The sequence below is a fragment of the Streptomyces sp. NPDC054794 genome, assembly GCF_053611585.1.
Genome location: NZ_JBSHAQ010000056.1, coordinates 12,644 through 27,923, shown reverse-complemented (window position 1 = coordinate 27,923; position 15,280 = coordinate 12,644). Strand labels below are relative to the sequence as shown.

Sequence of the window (15,280 nt, the reverse complement as noted above, 5' to 3'; positions counted from 1 at the left end):
GACACCGAGCTCGACTCGCCAAACTATGGGCGCCGCGATGGCTGAATACGCGACCCGTAAGACGGGCGAGCCCGGCGTGCGGCTGCGCTGCGGTCTTACAGCTGCTTGGTGCCAGCCGCGATCAGGAGCCGCCCTATCGGATCGTCTCCCAAGTCTGGGGCCCGGTAATTACCTTGACCACATTCTGCGCTAGACGGGCGGACAGTCTACTCAGGTCTTTCGCGAGATTCTTAAGGCGTTCATAAGTCTGCGACCGAAAGCTCAGGTAGGTTGTTGTGGCAAGTGTCCACGGGATTACCGAAGCGGCAGCACTCCATGGATCAAAGTCTTTACTGGCGCCCGCTGCCACGCCCCACAGGACCACGGTGGCGATGATTGCGATCATTGCTCGACTGGTGGGATTTAGGGAATAAGAGACAATTACGGCTCCTGCCAAGCTGCTGATCACCAGCCAGATTAGCTTGTAGCCTCCGGTATCTTCTTGCCACAGGTTGATACCCAGCCACACTCCCGCTAGAGAGGCTGACCAGTAGGCGATGTTCCAGGGGGAGTGAATAGGGACCCTGTACCGGAGGACGGGCTTATCGCCGCACGGTTCCATGGACATTTCACCACTCCACCCGTGACGCACCTTCACGGTAGCAAGAGTTTTCAGGAGGATCCTCAAGTGTGGCTTGCAGGCCAGTCGGTCATCTGTGAACCAAGAAGGCTTGGCGCCTTTGGGAGAGTTGGCAGTAGATTGAGATGGTCTTTCGGCTTGACGGTAGCAGTAACTACTTGCCTCCAGTGTCCAAGTGAGAAGGACGAACATGATGCCGAAAGTAAACATGAAAACTGCTCCGCTGGCGGCCAGTCCACTCTGCAGTGGGACATCAGCAGTGTGAAGGCCCACCAGGTAGCGCAGTGCATAACCTGCACCTACAGCCACCCAAAGCGTCACGGCGGCTAGTTTCCGTACCGCTTCCCGAGCGTCCGAGGATTCCTTGGTTCTCAGGAACTCGTAGATGGCGGCAATTGTGAAGACCAGCCCCACAAGGCTCAGCACCCATGTCGTCTGACCGATGATGGCCCCCAGCGCGATGGCTGTCGCCACACGCAGGAGGGCAACGATCAAGCTAACTGTAATGACAAAGCGCCTCCGCTCTCTATCCTGCGAAGCGGGCAACCGCAGCCGGGCTGCTGACTGAGGATGGACCGCGTCATCCGACATTCCGCGGATGTCGTTCCACTGATAGCGTGCAGAGTAGACCAAGTACTCTGTGATCAGGACTGCGAGCGCAAGCTTCCCCCACCCTACAGCTGTATTTTTGACCCATGAGGCGACAAAATATGCACCCGGCACAAAGAGCCATTTAATCCAGTCCTCTGGCCGCGGCAAGAGCAGATATGACGTTAGGCTCCGGTCGTTTGTGACGCCGCTCGATACCCCGCTTAGCAATGAACGGTGCTGTCTATCGCGAAACTTCAGTGCGATCCGTACAAATGTGGAGCGAGCGCCAAAGGTCGCGGCTGCCACATCTGCCGCCAACACGGTAAACGCTACTCCGTAGCCAATCAGCATAATATTTCGATAGGAATCATCCAGTTTAATCGCGATAAACAGGGTGAGTCCGCCGAATGCGGCGAGACTAATCAGCATGATCATCGTTGCAAGAGTGCGGTAGCCGGCCCGCCCCCTGCGCAAGGTGAGGACTTCTGTGATCAGGCCGTAATAGGATACTGGCTTGATGGGGCCTACTTCGTTGAGTTCTGTCAGCGGGGAATCTGCGTACATCCTCAACTCGCTCTCCACCGCTCTGATGTAATAGCTTCGCAGTGCGGCGACCATGCCAAAGAGTTGCATAAAAGCCAAGGCGGCCAGGGGGATGGCAGGTGCACCTGCAAGGAATTCGCGGGGGATATGCTTGCATCCGGGTTGATTTCCGTTGATGTCGCAGGCATCGCTAACCGCAGAAGCCACGGCAGCCAGAAACGCCACCGCAAGGCTGGCTACCGCAGCTTGAATAGTTACGAAAGTCCGCTCATCATCCCGCGCCATCTGGTAGTCGAGCATAAGAAGGTCGAACCTTCGCGGTTCGCCGCTAGAGCGATCGAGCAAAGACATGCGATTTCCTCAAGTAGCACATATTTCCTCAGAGAGATTATGGGCTATGGCCAGGACGAATGCGGGCTGGCGCGCGCCAACGGCCCTGAATTTCCCCCGCGCGGCTTTTGCTAGGCAGGTGGGTGGTGTTGTCAACTTGACGTCTCGAGGTGGCCCCGATGGGTGAAGGTCAGGGCTCCCGAATGCGGCTTGGAATCTCCTTACTTGGCCCTCCGCACTGCCGGGTTATCAGGCGCTTGAGCGAAGGATCTGGAGCACCTGCTCCAACGACGTGACGATCGACTGGGCGCCTGCCTGCCTCAGCAGCTTCTCCTGGCGTTCGTTGCGGGCATACCCGAGGAACGGGACTCCGGCATCCGAGGCTGCCGCGACATCCGCGGGGGAGTCACCGATCATCAGGGCCTGGGACGGCGCTGCCCCCATCGCGTTGAGTGCGCGGTTCAGGCTGTGCGGGTTCGGCTTGAGGAGGTGTATGTCTTGGGTGCGTCCGTAGATGTGGGGTGCGAAGCAGGAATCGAGGCCGCGGTTCGTGAGGTAGTCCCGCGCTGCCTGCGCGGAGACGTTCGTGGTGATCGCCAGCCGGGTGCCCAGCGCCTGCCACGTACGGATCAGTGGATCCGCGAATGCGGTGGGCATCGCTGACCGCACAGCCTTGAGCTCGGCCGAGGTGAGCCGCTCCTCCAACTCCACTACCAGGTTGCTGTGGGGGTGCCTCCGATCGACGGCGCGAAGCACCACATGAGTGTCGTGCGCCGCCGTCTCCTCATCCGTCAGCAAACCGCGAAGGCCTCGCGTCGCCAGCCAGTCCATCAGGTCCGTGGCCACCTGCTCCGACCGGTACCCGGCGAACAGGCGGCAGATCGGCCCGTCGAAATCCCACATCACGACACGGGCCTGCGCAACCATCTCCCGCAGCCATGCGAACGGGTCGTGAGGTGTCGAGAAGCCCTCGTCCATCAAAGTTGTGCCCAACGGACTGGTGGAGGCCGAGGTTGCTTCCGCTGCGGCACCGGCAGGCGGCGTCTGCGACCACGATGGTGCGTCATTCCGCGCCGATTGGGCCCGTTCCTTCGCCCGCTCTCGTTCCCGCTCCCTCGCCCGCTCGCGTTCCTGCTCCCGCTCTCGCCGTTCCTGTCCCTCGCGCATGTCCTCGGTCGCCTGGTGCGCTTGGAGAAGTGCCAAACGCGCTGCCCTGGCTTGGGCATGACGCGCACCGAGTAATGTCGCCGAGCGCTGGGTCACGACCGCGAGGACATCAGTGAGCCGCTCCATCTCCGCCGCGTCGCCGCGTGTCCACGCCTCGGCGTGCTGCGCCTCTGCCATGACCATGAGAGCTTCCAGCGCCCGGGGGTGATCGCTGCCCCAGCGCTCGATCTGCTCGCCGCACACCTCCACGAGAACCCGCATGTGGTCTCTGGCCCGGCGCCGATCAAGCTGCCCGCTGCCGAAGTCGGCGACGAACAAGGCACGGTTCGCCCGCATGCGTACGTCCAGCCACACCGCCGAACCGTCGTTCTCCTCCGCCCGCAGGACCTGCAAGCCGTGCTCTCGCGCGTCGGTCCAGGAGCCGTTCCGGGCCTCCAGGAGGGCAAGTTGCGCAAGGGTGTAAGCCGTCTCCAACGGGGTGCGGGCAGCTTCCCGAGCCGCGCGAAGTGCTTGGAGAGCCGAATCGTGGTGTCCGCTCTCGGCGAGAACAGTGCCGATCCGGTTACCCACGGCACACTGGTGCTCTTCCGGGACCAGGCGATCGCGGACCCACCGACTAATGTGGTGTTCGGCCTGGTGGTACGCGTGCTCGGCCGTCTGCCCGAGCTCACGCAGCAGCGACAGGAAGTAGGACGCTTCGCTCGCGTCACCCGGAGTGCTCAGGAGCCGGTTATCGCACCGCATGCCGTCGACCACGTCCGGTAGTGATGCCAGAGCCGGCTCGGACCCCTCCACCGCCGCCTCGGCGGCCTGGATCCTGCCCTGCCACGGTGACATGGCGTCAGGCATCCTCATCATCCCCCAGGGCACGTTCACGGAAGTCCCGCAGGGTTTGCCCACGGTGTTCCTGGGACTCCGCCTCGGATATCAGGCCGGTCTGCTCCCATTCCCGCAACGACCTCAGGACGATTTCGGTGTCCCGCGCCGCCTTCCGTGAGGCCGGTTCCGCGGGCCTCTCACCCCCGGGACGCGACGGACCTGCATCGGTGCCCTGGCCGCCGGAGCGCAGCCAGTCGACGCCAAAGTGAGGGAACAGTGCCATCGCATGCCGGACCGATGCGGCAATGAGCACGTTGCTACCCAGATCGGGGTGTACACGGCTGTCGATCTGCTCCATGAGGATGCCTACCACAGGGCGTTCCTCCGCCACTTCCACGGGATCGGTATCCACCGGGCTGCCCGAGTACCCTGAGAAATCACGCACGTCCTGTTCGACGGTCAGCTGAAGTCCCGTGAACGTTCCCTCCTCACCGTCGCCACCACGGCGGTATGTGATCGGAGCGTGCGACACGACCCCGTCGAGTTGCAGGTTCTCGCCCGGTGGGCTGTACGTCCCCCGCCACCTCACCCCTGGCCGAGCCCAGTCCGTATGCGGTGCGGGCGGCAGCCAGTGTGAACGAGCCTTCTCCACGAGGATAAGCGCGAGGTCCGCGCTCTCGTCCGCGTCGCACAACCGCCCCGTCAGGACTTGCCCGTCGGGCAGTTCGAGGTCTAGGCGGGCCTCCTCGGAAGTCATGTACCGAAGACAGTGCTGCGCGGTGATCACGTACACCCGTGTCACTAGGAAGCCTGCGCCCAGATGTGTGCCAGCTTCGTTGATACGCACCCAGGAGTGACCGGTCATCGCGCCTCGCTGGTCCGCTCCACCGTGAGGGTCACTTCGAAAGAAGCCTCCGCCGACGCCTTGGAAAGGATTACGCCAGCCTCGGCGGCCAAGGTAATACCGAAGCTGACCTCCATGCCGGTGACGGACCAGCCGTGCCGCTCGGGAACCTGGGCCAGGGAGTCCTGCGCGATCGTCGACGCCTGCCGGATGGCCTCTTGCAGTTCTTCCGAGCGGTCAGCCAATGAAGCGGACTGCCGTGTCCTGCTGCTGATCTGCCGGGCTCCGTGTCCGTTGAGCTCTACCGTCTCAACTCGCACCTCTGATACGCCACTTGTCGGTTGCTCCACCACAGCTACAGCGTAAACCGCGTGACTCTCGCCGGAGGGTTCAGCGACGGGTTGGAAAGTGCAGAAGCGGCTACGGCAGCTTCTTCCGGCTCCACCGGGGCGCCGCCACCGGGCTACGGTTTGTGAAGCCCGGCTGCGGCGACCTGAATCCGGGCCCCACCAGTGGCCAGCACGGAGGACCGAGGAGGGCGATTCCAGGCCGCATTCGGGAGCCCTGACCTTCACCCATCGGGGCCACCTTGAGACGCCTCGCTGGTGCCAAATGACATCGCCGTAGCCACCCTGCCACTCGCGGGCGCTGGAACGACCAGCCCGGCGGGCGAGTTGGAGCCAACGGACTTGCCGGGCAGGGCGGGGGGCTGAGTAGAGGCGTTACCTGGGCGTGTGGGGGGCGTTACCCCGGCGACGCATCTACGGTCCGGCGCCTCGCGGCGGGCCGCACGCGCATCGCACTGCGGCCCCGATCCTGCCCGGCATCGGGGCCGTCTGCTTCCCGCGTGCGGGGCGCAGACGAGCTACTCAGGCTTCATCCCCGATGTCCTCGTGATGCCGCATGGCGAGCTCGAAGAGACCGATCCGGCCGACACCCCACCATGGGAACAATGAAAAGGCTGAGACCCCGCGCACCGTTTCAGCCCGGAGCTTCCCACGCGTCGGTCTGACCCGCCGATCGTCCTGCACCCCCTCATGCCCATTCGATGCCGAGTTCGGTGAGTGCGGTGCGCTGGGGTTCGGTGAGTTTGTCGCGGCGGCTGCGGGTGTTGCTCATGAATACGCCCAGCCGTACGGATTCCGGTGCGCTCTCTCCCCGGCCGGGACCCTCCACGGCGACTGTCTCTGTATGCGTTCGCGGCACGTGGTGGTGGCCTTCGCGGGCGATGTACTGGGCAAGGGCGGCGATGCCGCGCAGGAAAGACGGTGAAGGCACTCTCGTCGTCTTCCCGACGACCCTTGGACCTGCCGCAGGCTTGGGCCGGGATACGGACGTGATGCCGAGCGTGGTCAGTCGTTGCTGTTGTTCCTCGGACAGTTCTGTCCAGTTGCGGCGTTGGCGTTGGATCCATGTGCCGAGGTCGTCGTTTTCGTACATCACCCCAGGCGCGATGTCGGGCAGCCGGCCGCCGGGTTCGTCGCTGGCGAGGGCGGCGAGGACGCGGTAGTGGCGCTGCCAGTCCAGCGGCCAGGGGCAGTTCCAGTCCGGGTCGATGGCGGCGAGCTGTGTCGCCCGGGTCTCGGCGCGCTTGCCGTTCTTGCCCAGTCCGTGGGGACGGCGGAGGTTGGCGACCAGTTGTCCGATGGGCACGCTGGTGCCGTCCGGGCCGTCCGGATCAGGGCCTTCCCACAGGGCGTCCTGCCGCGGGGCGAGGTGTCCGTGGGCGCGGTGGTAGGAGCGCAGGACGGCGAGCCGGTTTTCCCAGGCTTCCTCGCCGGGTTCCCAGATCATGCCTTCGGCGTCGAGTTGCTGGATTCTGTCGTCGCCCAGTTGTTCTGCGCGGCTGTGGTGAGTGTGAGCTGGGGTTTCTCAGTTTTGTGGGTGGTCTTCGTGGTGGGTGGGGTGCTCGGAGTGCGGGGCTGAGCGTGGCGGTGACTGTCTGACTTGCGCGTATGCGGTGTGTGCAGGTTGATCGAGCGTAGTGCAGTTTCCCTGGGTCGCTACTTGAGGTGTCGTGTGGGGTGGCCTGGGGTGCCCTGATCTGGCGTCTGGGACGGACAGTGCAGCAGCCATGCCCAGCCGCGCGACTGAGAGCCGGTTGTTCCGAAAGAGGCATCCCGTGTCGCGTTCTGCGGCAGGTGTTGGCGGAGGCTTGCTGTGTGGGTGGCTAGAACCCGGGTCCTGGGTCGCCGCCGGCCTGTCGGCATTCCGTTGCAGCGTCGAGCCAATCACCTGCTGGTTCGATGGCCTGCTCGCGCTCGATGCCGGAGTCCACTTTTCCGTCAGCGGGGCGGGCTTCGTCGGCGATCTCGCGTGCTCGCTGGCACGGATCTGATGATGGGCTGGACAGTTCAGCGAGACCGCCGATGACGCTGAACGAGAGGGCGATGACCGCCGCCGCGGCCATCATCAGGCCCGCGGTTCGGTCCTGGATCAGGCGCGGTAAGTGGCGCTGCCAGCGGAAGTACGGGATGCGGTCCCGGCTGTTCACGGTGCTCCCTATCGGGTGGCGGGTGGCTGAGGTATGGATCCGCCGAAGGTACCTGCTGAATCGGACGTCAGGTGGTGTCGGGGTTGGTGAGTTCGTTGTGGGTGAGGGTGACGCGGGTGGCTTTGCCGGCTTTGCTGGCGGTGGTGGTGGGTGGCAGGACTCGGACGTGGATGAAGTAGACGCGGACGCCCGTGAGTTCGGTGTAGGGGGGCCAGGTGCCGGGGGTGCCGTCGGTGGGGAGTTCGAGGAGTTTGTCGGTGATGTTGTAGATGGCGAGGTAGGCGGTGTGCTGCCCGTAGTCGTGGGCGTACTTGATGATCTGGTGCACGCCTTTGACGAGGTAGCCCTTGCCGCGTCCTTGGCCGTCGAAGATCTTTCCGTCGCAGACGAGGGGGTCGCGGTCGTCGAGGTCGCCGATGAGGTCGGCTTCGCCTGAGGCTGAGCGGGGCTTGGCGTGGGTGATGTGGTCGCCTTCGAGGAAGAGGAAGCGCTGCAGGTCGAGGTTGTAGACCTCTTCGCCGTTGGCGCGGTCGGCGTCGAAACGGGTGTACAGCTCTTCGCGGTCGAACCATTCGATGCGGGTGCGGTAGCGCTCGAGGGTGTGCAGGATGCTGCTTTCGGCGCCGACGCGTTCGCTCAGGTAGTCGAACAGGGGCTGCAGGATGTCCTCGGCGAACTCCCGCCAGCTGTCCTGGGGGCGACCGCTGATGCTGTAGCCAATAGCGGTCTGCCACCCGATCTCGGGAGTGCCCGCTTCCTGTTCAGCAATGTGCTGCATCAGGTCCCAGATCAGGGTGGCGCGTCCTTCTTCGGTCCGGCTGGGCCAGACGAACTGGCCGCTGCGTGTCAGCCCAGTGCTGAAACGCTCTCGGTCTACGTTCGGCTCGGCCCGGGCTGCTTCCTCGAGGAGGCCTCGAAGGGCTGGTTGATTCCTGATCCAGGTGACGGCGAGGTGGACTTCGTGGCCGGCGCTGGAGAAGGGGGCGGTCATGAGTTTGCGTAGGCGTTCGCGTACGGCGACCTGGAGGCGCTGTTGGTACTTCACCGGAAGAGGCCTTTCAGGGCTTGTGTGATCTGCTGCTGGACGGCATCGCCCGCGTTCTGCGCGCTGCCGGTCTCGTCGACCAGCCAGATCTGGGTGTAGCAGCAGGGGCAGGTCACGGCGGTCTGGACCACGACTTCCGAGTAGCGGATCCATATCAGGTAGCCGCAGGCGGGGCAGGCCGTCTCGAGGTCTGCGCTGAGGAACTGTGTCGCGAGGGATTCACCCATGGCGGGATTGTCCCGTATGAGTCTGACAGTGGCGGTGTTGTCGGTTCGGGTCGCTACTTGGCTGGCGGGGACCGTTGGCCAATGCAGGGTGGATCGTGTTTCGGGTGAGAGGTGTCCGCGCCAACAGTGATGATGGAGGTCGTTGTGCGCCATCACGGTTGTTACTGACTTCAGCGCATCAGGGTGACTCTGGGTAGTCGAGGGGCAGGCGGGTCCCTGCTATGAAACCGTCGAGGGTGTCGGGCCGGTACTGGAGGCGCTTGAGCCGGTTCCGTACGAGGACTTCGAGCTGGTCGAGGGCGACGACGGCGAGGTTGGCCAGGCTGCGCTTCACATGGGCCCATACCCACTCGACGGGGTTCAGGTCCGGCGAGTACGCGGGCAGCAGGAACACCGTCAGCCATTCGCGCTCGGCGATCAACTCACGCATGGCGTGGGAGACGTGGGTGTTGAGCCGGTCCCAGACCAGCACGATCGGGGCCTTGACGAGGTGGTGGACGCCGTCGATCAGCGCGATGAAGTCGCGCTCGCCCATGCTGCGACGTGTGCCTTTGCCCGCGGGGTGGGTGCGCAGGCGGTGGCACAGCCGGGTGCGGGAGCCGGGCCGCATCGCGATGAGTCCCGCCACGGACAGGCGTCCCGAGCGGCGGCCGCTCACCGTCACGACCGGGGTGCGGCCCCGCCGGCCCCAGGTGCGTCCTCTGGTCGGCCGCCGGGTGAAACCCGCCTCGTCCTCGAAGCAGACGTAGCCCCCGCACGCCGCCCGGGCTCTTTTACCTCGGCCCAGGTCGCCTCCTTCCACACGGTCACGGCCTGCTCGTCGCGCTCGGCCACCCGCCGAGCGGGCACCTGCGGGCTGAAGCCGAGCCGGTGCATCAACCGTGTAGCCCCTGAGACGCTGTAGGCGACGTGGAACTTCCTGCCGATCAGCGTGGCCACCCTCGCCGCGGTCCATACCTGATCCTCCACCCAGCCATGCGCGGCAGGTCCCTCATCGAGGTACGCAGCCAGCTTTTCCAGACAGCGCAGGGACAGACGGCATCGCGATCCACCCGGGCCACGAGAGGCCAGAGCCTGCACGCCACCGTCCCGCCACACCTGGTGCCACTGGTAGGCCGACTTCGGGCTCACCCGCAGCCGCCGTGCCACCTCCGGCGGCTTGATGTTCTGCTCGAACAGCTCGGCCGCCTGCATCCGTACCGTCTCCCGGCGCTGACGTCCCACAGGGGTCAGGCCGCCCCCATCCGCATACCTCATACACCACGGGATACAGACAACACTCCAGACCCATCAGGGACTTCGAAGAAGATCACCCTAACGAGCCGAAGTCAGTATGCACTGGCCCAGGACGCTGAGCCCACTCCGAGCGATGACCTCTTGGAGCGAGTGGCAGCGAAGGCGGCTTCGACTATCGAAGCCCCGCTCGTGGGCCAAATCGCGGCTGGCGCCCCGATCACTGCGGAGCAGCATGTCGACGATGTCTACACCCTGTCCCGACAGCTCGTGGCGGCCGGAGAGCCGTTCGTCCTCACTGTCTGTGGCGACTCCATGGCCGGTGAGGGGAACATCCTCGATGGCGGCCTCGCCGTCGTACGGGCTCAACCGACCGCGAGGCGAAGCCACAGTGAAGCGCCTCACGCGCGATGGCCCCAACACCTGGTTGATGCCCGACAACAAGAGTGAACCGCGCCGGCCTGAGCCTCCACCGATCTCGGAGCGGTTCACCTCACTCAATTCCCGTAGGCTCCACGGTCGCTGTGCATGAAGCTTCAGCGTTGGCCATCGACGGGCTTGACGCGGCTTGCCGCGCCGCGCCCCAATGGAGCCCGGCACATGGCCCGTGAACAAAGGGGGGGCGGCCATGGCAGAGCTGACCAATTCGCGGCGCACGATCCTCAAAGCGACGCACACGCCCATCCTGGTGACCGAGCAGGAGCGTGAAGTTCTGCGCGGACCGATGAAGCGTTCGCTGCTGTTGCACTTGGCCCAGGACAAGCCGGTCCACGGCGCACTCGACGAGCCGGCCGTCAGCGCCGCGCACGCCGACACGATCCGGCAGGTCGTGGCGTCGGCGGGCAGCGATCCCGGGGCCGAGCTGAGCGCACTCGCCACGGTGCCCGCCGGCGTGCTGCTCGACATCGCGGAGCGCGTCGGCGCCGACAGCGCCCAGCTCGCGGCGTTCCGGGCATCACTCGGCGTGGAGCCGATCGGCTATCTCCACCTGGAGAAACTGGCGTTCACGCCCGTGGGGGTGGAGCGCGGCGAACTCGTGTACTCCGTGCCGCTCGCCCCAGCCGAGCAGGTGAACATCACCTTCCGCGAGTGGTCGAACACCAGCCAGGAGTTCGAGCGTCTGGAGACCGACACGCTCGACGAGTTCAGCGAGGAAGGTGTCACGGAGAAGAGCGAACTCCAGCAGTCGACCGAGAACCAGTACCAGCACACCACCGAGTTGAGCGCGAGTGTCAACATCTCGGGGGCGTACGGCGGAGTGTCGTTCGCGGCCGGCGGGTCGGCGAGCGCCACCGATTCGGCCAGCCGTTCCGAGGAATTCACCCGGTCCCAGTCCAGGACCGTCACGAAGAAGGCGTCCCGCAGGGCCGTGCAGGAACACAAGCTCAGCTTCCGGGTGGCCTCGGCGTCCGGCACGCAGAACGAGAGCGTCAAGCGGTTCAGGAATCCGCACCGCGACAAGCCGCTGCGGATCGACTACTACCGCATGATGCGCAAATGGTCAGTAGACCTGCTTCGCTACGGCATCCGCCTCACGTACGACCTGGTCATTCCCGAGCCCGGTTCCGAACTCCTGGACCGCATCATCGAGATCAGGTCCATCGAGGCGGCACTCAAGGCGGGCTTCGGCGCCGACGACGGACCGGACTGGGCCCGCTTCCCGCTGAAGCCGAATGAGCTCACCCGGGCTGGCTATCCGGACAAGGCCGCCCTGTACGGCGCGGTCGTCGAGCCGCCCCCGACGGAGACCAAGTCGGTCAACGCCGCAGACTCCAGGACGTTCAGCTCCTTCGACGAGAGCCAGCGCGGCGGCGCGTACGCGGTGGTCCTGGACGCGGACACGCTGTACACGGTCACCGATGTCCTGGCGACGTCGAAGGGCTTCGAGTGGCCCGGATACCTGACCCAGTTCGACCGTGACAAGACGGTCGTCGACAACGGCTACGCGGGCCCGTTCGTCCTGGGCCGGTCCGGATCCGTCGCGGTGCCCTACTCCGTGCGCTTCGCGGCCAGTTACGCGGTCACCGTCACCCTGACCCTCACGCTCAAGGACGAGGCCTTCCGTGCCTGGCAGAACAAGGCGTGGTCGACGATCCGGGACGCCGCCGAGCGCCGCTACTACGAACAGCGCACCGCCTTGCAGCAGCGCCTCGCCGAGCTGACCGAGCAGCTGGCGGCGAACGACACCCTCACGCTGCGCCGCATGGAGCGCGAGGAGATGATGAAGCACGTCCTGCGCTGGCTCATCGGGCCGGCCTTCACCACCTACTCGGGCACCAAGGACTACTACGACGCCCAGACCGGCGCCGTGAAGGACGACACGACCTGGCGCGACGGGCTCGCCAGAGGAGCGACGATCCGGTTCCTGCAAGAAGCCGTCGAGTGGGAGAACCTGCTCTACATCGTCTACCCGTACTTCTGGTCGGGCCTCGAGGGCGCGGAGTTCCGCAAGTTCCTCGACCACCCGGACCCCCTGCACCGCGCGTTCCTGCGCTCCGGCGCGGCACGCGTCGTGATGACGATCCGCCCCGGCTTCGTGGAACCCTTCCTCGCCTTCGTTGCCGGCACTCCGGTGCCACCCGCGCCGTACGTGACCATCGCCCAGGAACTGGAGGCGTTCGCGAACACCAACTACCCCGGCATCCAGCCGGCCAACGCCGTCGAGGACGCGCGGCCCCTGCTGCTGCCGAAGCAGAAGGCCGCCTGGGCCGACATGCAGCTCCTCACCCTGCTCCTGGGCGACTACCGCAAGCAGAACGGCAGTTACCCCACCACGAGTGACGGCCTCAAGGCACTGGCCGCCGTGGCGAAGGCGAGGAATGTCACGCTGCCCCTGAAGGACCCGTGGGGGACGCCGTACGAATACGCCAGTCCGGGCGTGCACGGCGACTACGACCTGTCCTCGCTCGGCGCCAACCGCAAGCCCGGCGGCGAGGGCGCGGACAGCGATCTCACCAGCTGGGCGGAGGGCGCGCTGATCGGGCAGTGGTACGAGTACACGCCCACCAGCGCCGTCGACATCGCCGTCGGCGCACCGCCCGGACCGTGAGATGAACACCAAGGGACATCGCGGCGTCGGCGAACAGGGCGCGCTCCCGCTCCTCGAACGGACCTTCAAGGACCGGGCCGGCGGGGAAGCACAGGGCCTGGAGGCGGTGCTCCTCGGCAACTGGCTGACCGACCTCTCTCAGGTCATCGACCCCGTCGCGTACGCGAGCTTGGCGTCCAAAGTCCAGTCCCTGGTCGAGGACTTCGTCCGGCTGATCACCGCGACGACCCTGTACCGTTCCGGGTCGAAGTGGTACCGGACCTGGACCGGCGACCAGGAGGATCGCCTGGTCAAGGCGGTGCGCGAGAAGGTCTACGGCGCCCTCGGCGTGCTTCTCGGCGCAGACCCGGCCACCCGGTCGGCGCTCTGGGACCTCTCCACCGACGCCGTGTTCGTGAAGGGCTACCTCGCCTTCGGCCCGGCGGAGCGGGAGGGCGAGCCGGACCGGTTCTCCGTCGAGCAGTACGACGCGATCTTCAAGGCCGTCTTCCGTCAGTACTTCCCGCACGAGCACTGCGACCGTCCGCGCGTCCCCATGTCCCCCGACACGTACGAGACTTCACTGGACCGCGGCCCCCGCGCGGGTCAGCAGGCGTACCGCACCCCGGACCTCTACCGCTATCTGCGCGACGACATCGAGGTCCTCGCCGCTGGATTCGCCGAGATCGAGGCCGACTGGGCACGGCCCGTGGGCCGCGGCGAGCTCGCGGTGGACGGCACGGACCCGGACTTCGCCGTCGGACTGGCCCGCATGGGCTATCTCCTGCACGCGGTCGAGGACTTCTACGCGCACTCCAACTTCGTTGAACTGCACGCCTTGGCGAGCGGACCGAAGTATCTGCCGAAGCCGTTCGAGACCCGCGACGCCGGGATCTTTGCCCGACGGCTGAAGCGGTGGGTTCCGGGGGCGCGGGACGGTGTCGCCCTGCCGACCGAGGACTTCGTCGTCACCGGCTACTTCGACATTCAGGACACGGTGGTCTCCCTCCTTCATGTCTTCGAGGAAGTGCTCGGCATCGGCTGGAAGGACCCGCGGCGCCAAGTCGGGGACTTCTTCCGGACGGTGGAGGCCACGGATCTCAGCAGGGTCGAGCAGGAGTACTACGACTGGCTGCAGTCGGTCCTCGAGATCTTCTGCGATCCCGTGCAGGCGGCGGAGAACGAGGACAACCGCGTCATCGAGGTGCTGAAGGACAAGTTCGGGGATAACCTCGAAACGCTCGCCAAGCCCGCCATGCGGCAAGCCGTCGTCGCCGAAACGCTGGCTAGAACGACCTACTTGAAGCGGCTGCCGGCGGGAATCCTGACGCGGCTGTCGCGGTTCGTCCTCGCCGTGTCGAAGACGATCGCCGTGGGAAAGCTCGCGATGTCCGTGTACGAGGCCATCGACACCGTCGCGAAATTCCTCGCCAATCCCCTTGGTGTCCTCATCGACACGGCGAAGGATGCGGGCCTGGGGTTCGCCCAAGACTCCGCCTTGTATCTGGCGAAGGACCTTTTCCTGTACGAGCGGCTGCTGCAGGGCTCGGACCATCGGGTTGGCTCGCACTCACTGCTTGCCAAGGACACCGGGTCCGAGTGGCTCTACGGCTATCAGCGAGCCTGTGCGACGGCGGCCCACTACGTCATCGTCCACACCATGCTGCGCCGACTCGACCCCGACCCGCCACCCGACGACCAGTACGTCGACTGGCTGGCACTGCTGGAAGCGCTGATGTGCAACCCGCTGGCGCGGACCACCGGCAGGGCCGAATTCGCGACCGCGGACGCGGTCGAGCTGAACGTTTCGCCGCCGTCTCAAGTGGTCCCGGCCATCCAAGATTTGGCGGGCAGACGCGGCGTCCAAGAGTTCGACGGGGTGCCCGGCTGGATACGCGTGGCGGCTTCCACGTTCACCGTGGACGACTTGACACCGGAGCAGGCCACGCAACTGGCCCGCGCGGCCGTCCGCAAGTCGGCCGGTGCGACTTCGGCCAAGGGCATGATTAGCCTGGTCGTACCCGACCAGACGGTCAGCGTCGGCTCGCGGCCGAGCCCCTCGGCGCCCACCGCGAGGGAGTGGCCGGAGGTCGTCTTCGACAGGGAGCGGTCCTACGCGGGCAAGGGCTGGGAAGTGGTCCGGGGCTACACCTCCGCCTCGCGGGACCAGAGCGTCGCGCCGAAGAGCCTCGTCGACCTGGCATTCGTGGACGAGCCCCGGATACGGCAGCAGATCCTGCGCGGGCGTGACCTGCGCCAGCGCCTGGAGCAGGCATACCACGTGCTGGTGATACCGCCGTTCAAACCGTAAGGCACACGAGGGGGCTGAGCAGCCGTCCG

General features: G+C 65.7%; 12 protein-coding genes. 3 read left to right on the top strand and 9 right to left on the bottom strand.

Going from position 1 to position 15,280, the window contains the following annotated elements; genetic code table 11:
- Positions 1-133 precede the first annotated feature (133 nt).
- The 9 genes from ACWGKT_RS39360 to ACWGKT_RS39320 all read right to left on the bottom strand — a co-directional run bounded on the left by ACWGKT_RS39360 (position 134) and on the right by ACWGKT_RS39320 (position 9,936).
- On the bottom strand, positions 134-2,104 hold the full coding sequence (locus tag ACWGKT_RS39360) for a hypothetical protein (protein WP_453277443.1): 1,971 nt from the start codon (positions 2,102-2,104) through the stop codon (positions 134-136).
- A gap of 228 nt (positions 2,105-2,332) precedes the next feature.
- A complete protein-coding gene (locus ACWGKT_RS39355; protein WP_453277474.1) occupies positions 2,333-3,010 on the bottom strand; it encodes an HAD family hydrolase in 678 nt (225 codons plus the stop codon).
- A gap of 1,081 nt (positions 3,011-4,091) precedes the next feature.
- Positions 4,092-4,934 carry a S1 family peptidase gene (locus ACWGKT_RS39350; protein WP_453277442.1) on the bottom strand — a complete coding sequence of 281 codons (843 nt, stop codon included), beginning with the start codon at positions 4,932-4,934 and terminating at the stop codon, positions 4,092-4,094.
- Entirely contained in the window at positions 4,931-5,266 is a 336-nt protein-coding gene (locus ACWGKT_RS39345; RefSeq protein WP_453277441.1) for a CU044_2847 family protein, read from the bottom strand. The genes ACWGKT_RS39350 and ACWGKT_RS39345 overlap by 4 nt, the downstream gene beginning before the upstream one ends.
- A 682-nt stretch (positions 5,267-5,948) precedes the next feature.
- Positions 5,949-6,707 carry a helicase associated domain-containing protein gene (locus ACWGKT_RS39340; RefSeq protein WP_453277440.1) on the bottom strand — a complete coding sequence of 253 codons (759 nt, stop codon included), beginning with the start codon at positions 6,705-6,707 and terminating at the stop codon, positions 5,949-5,951.
- Between the two features lie 376 nt (positions 6,708-7,083).
- Positions 7,084-7,407 (bottom strand): hypothetical protein, encoded by a 324-nt coding sequence (locus ACWGKT_RS39335; RefSeq protein WP_383229125.1) that lies wholly within the window; start codon positions 7,405-7,407, stop codon positions 7,084-7,086.
- A 67-nt stretch (positions 7,408-7,474) separates the two neighbouring features.
- Complete coding sequence (locus tag ACWGKT_RS39330; RefSeq protein WP_453277439.1) at positions 7,475-8,398, bottom strand: hypothetical protein; 924 nt, start codon at positions 8,396-8,398, stop codon at positions 7,475-7,477.
- Positions 8,399-8,448: 50 nt separating this feature from the next.
- Complete coding sequence (locus ACWGKT_RS39325; RefSeq protein ID WP_453277438.1) at positions 8,449-8,679, bottom strand: hypothetical protein; 231 nt, start codon at positions 8,677-8,679, stop codon at positions 8,449-8,451.
- A gap of 178 nt (positions 8,680-8,857) precedes the next feature.
- Positions 8,858-9,936, bottom strand: a protein-coding gene (locus tag ACWGKT_RS39320) for an IS630 family transposase (protein WP_453277437.1) whose coding sequence is annotated in 2 segments (ribosomal slippage) — positions 8,858-9,438 and positions 9,438-9,936 — 1,080 coding nt in all. Because the reading frame shifts where the segments join, the coding sequence is not laid out codon by codon here.
- Between the two features lie 129 nt (positions 9,937-10,065).
- Here ACWGKT_RS39320 and ACWGKT_RS39315 point away from each other — a divergent pair.
- The 3 genes from ACWGKT_RS39315 to ACWGKT_RS39305 all read left to right on the top strand — a co-directional run bounded on the left by ACWGKT_RS39315 (position 10,066) and on the right by ACWGKT_RS39305 (position 15,251).
- Positions 10,066-10,362, top strand: a complete 297-nt coding sequence (locus tag ACWGKT_RS39315; RefSeq protein WP_453277436.1) for a LexA family protein — start codon at positions 10,066-10,068, stop codon at positions 10,360-10,362.
- A 178-nt stretch (positions 10,363-10,540) separates the two neighbouring features.
- Positions 10,541-12,961, top strand: a complete 2,421-nt coding sequence (locus ACWGKT_RS39310) for a type II secretion system protein GspG (RefSeq protein WP_453277435.1) — start codon at positions 10,541-10,543, stop codon at positions 12,959-12,961.
- A 1-nt stretch (position 12,962) separates the two neighbouring features.
- A complete protein-coding gene (locus tag ACWGKT_RS39305) occupies positions 12,963-15,251 on the top strand; it encodes a hypothetical protein (RefSeq protein WP_453277434.1) in 2,289 nt (762 codons plus the stop codon).
- The last annotated feature ends 29 nt before the right edge of the window (positions 15,252-15,280 follow it).

Bases quoted from the DNA above. Each gene is read 5' to 3' on its own strand.
- ACWGKT_RS39360 (WP_453277443.1), bottom strand. From the start codon at position 2,104: ATGTCTTTGCTCGATCGCTCTAGCGGCGAACCGCGAAGGTTCGACCTT.
- ACWGKT_RS39355 (WP_453277474.1), bottom strand. From the start codon at position 3,010: ATGGTTGCGCAGGCCCGTGTCGTGATGTGGGATTTCGACGGGCCGATC.
- ACWGKT_RS39350 (WP_453277442.1), bottom strand. From the start codon at position 4,934: ATGACCGGTCACTCCTGGGTGCGTATCAACGAAGCTGGCACACATCTG.
- ACWGKT_RS39340 (WP_453277440.1), bottom strand. From the start codon at position 6,707: ATGATCTGGGAACCCGGCGAGGAAGCCTGGGAAAACCGGCTCGCCGTC.
- ACWGKT_RS39330 (WP_453277439.1), bottom strand. From the start codon at position 8,398: ATGACCGCCCCCTTCTCCAGCGCCGGCCACGAAGTCCACCTCGCCGTC.
- ACWGKT_RS39325 (WP_453277438.1), bottom strand. From the start codon at position 8,679: ATGGGTGAATCCCTCGCGACACAGTTCCTCAGCGCAGACCTCGAGACG.
- ACWGKT_RS39310 (WP_453277435.1), top strand. From the start codon at position 10,541: ATGGCAGAGCTGACCAATTCGCGGCGCACGATCCTCAAAGCGACGCAC.
- ACWGKT_RS39305 (WP_453277434.1), top strand. From the start codon at position 12,963: ATGAACACCAAGGGACATCGCGGCGTCGGCGAACAGGGCGCGCTCCCG.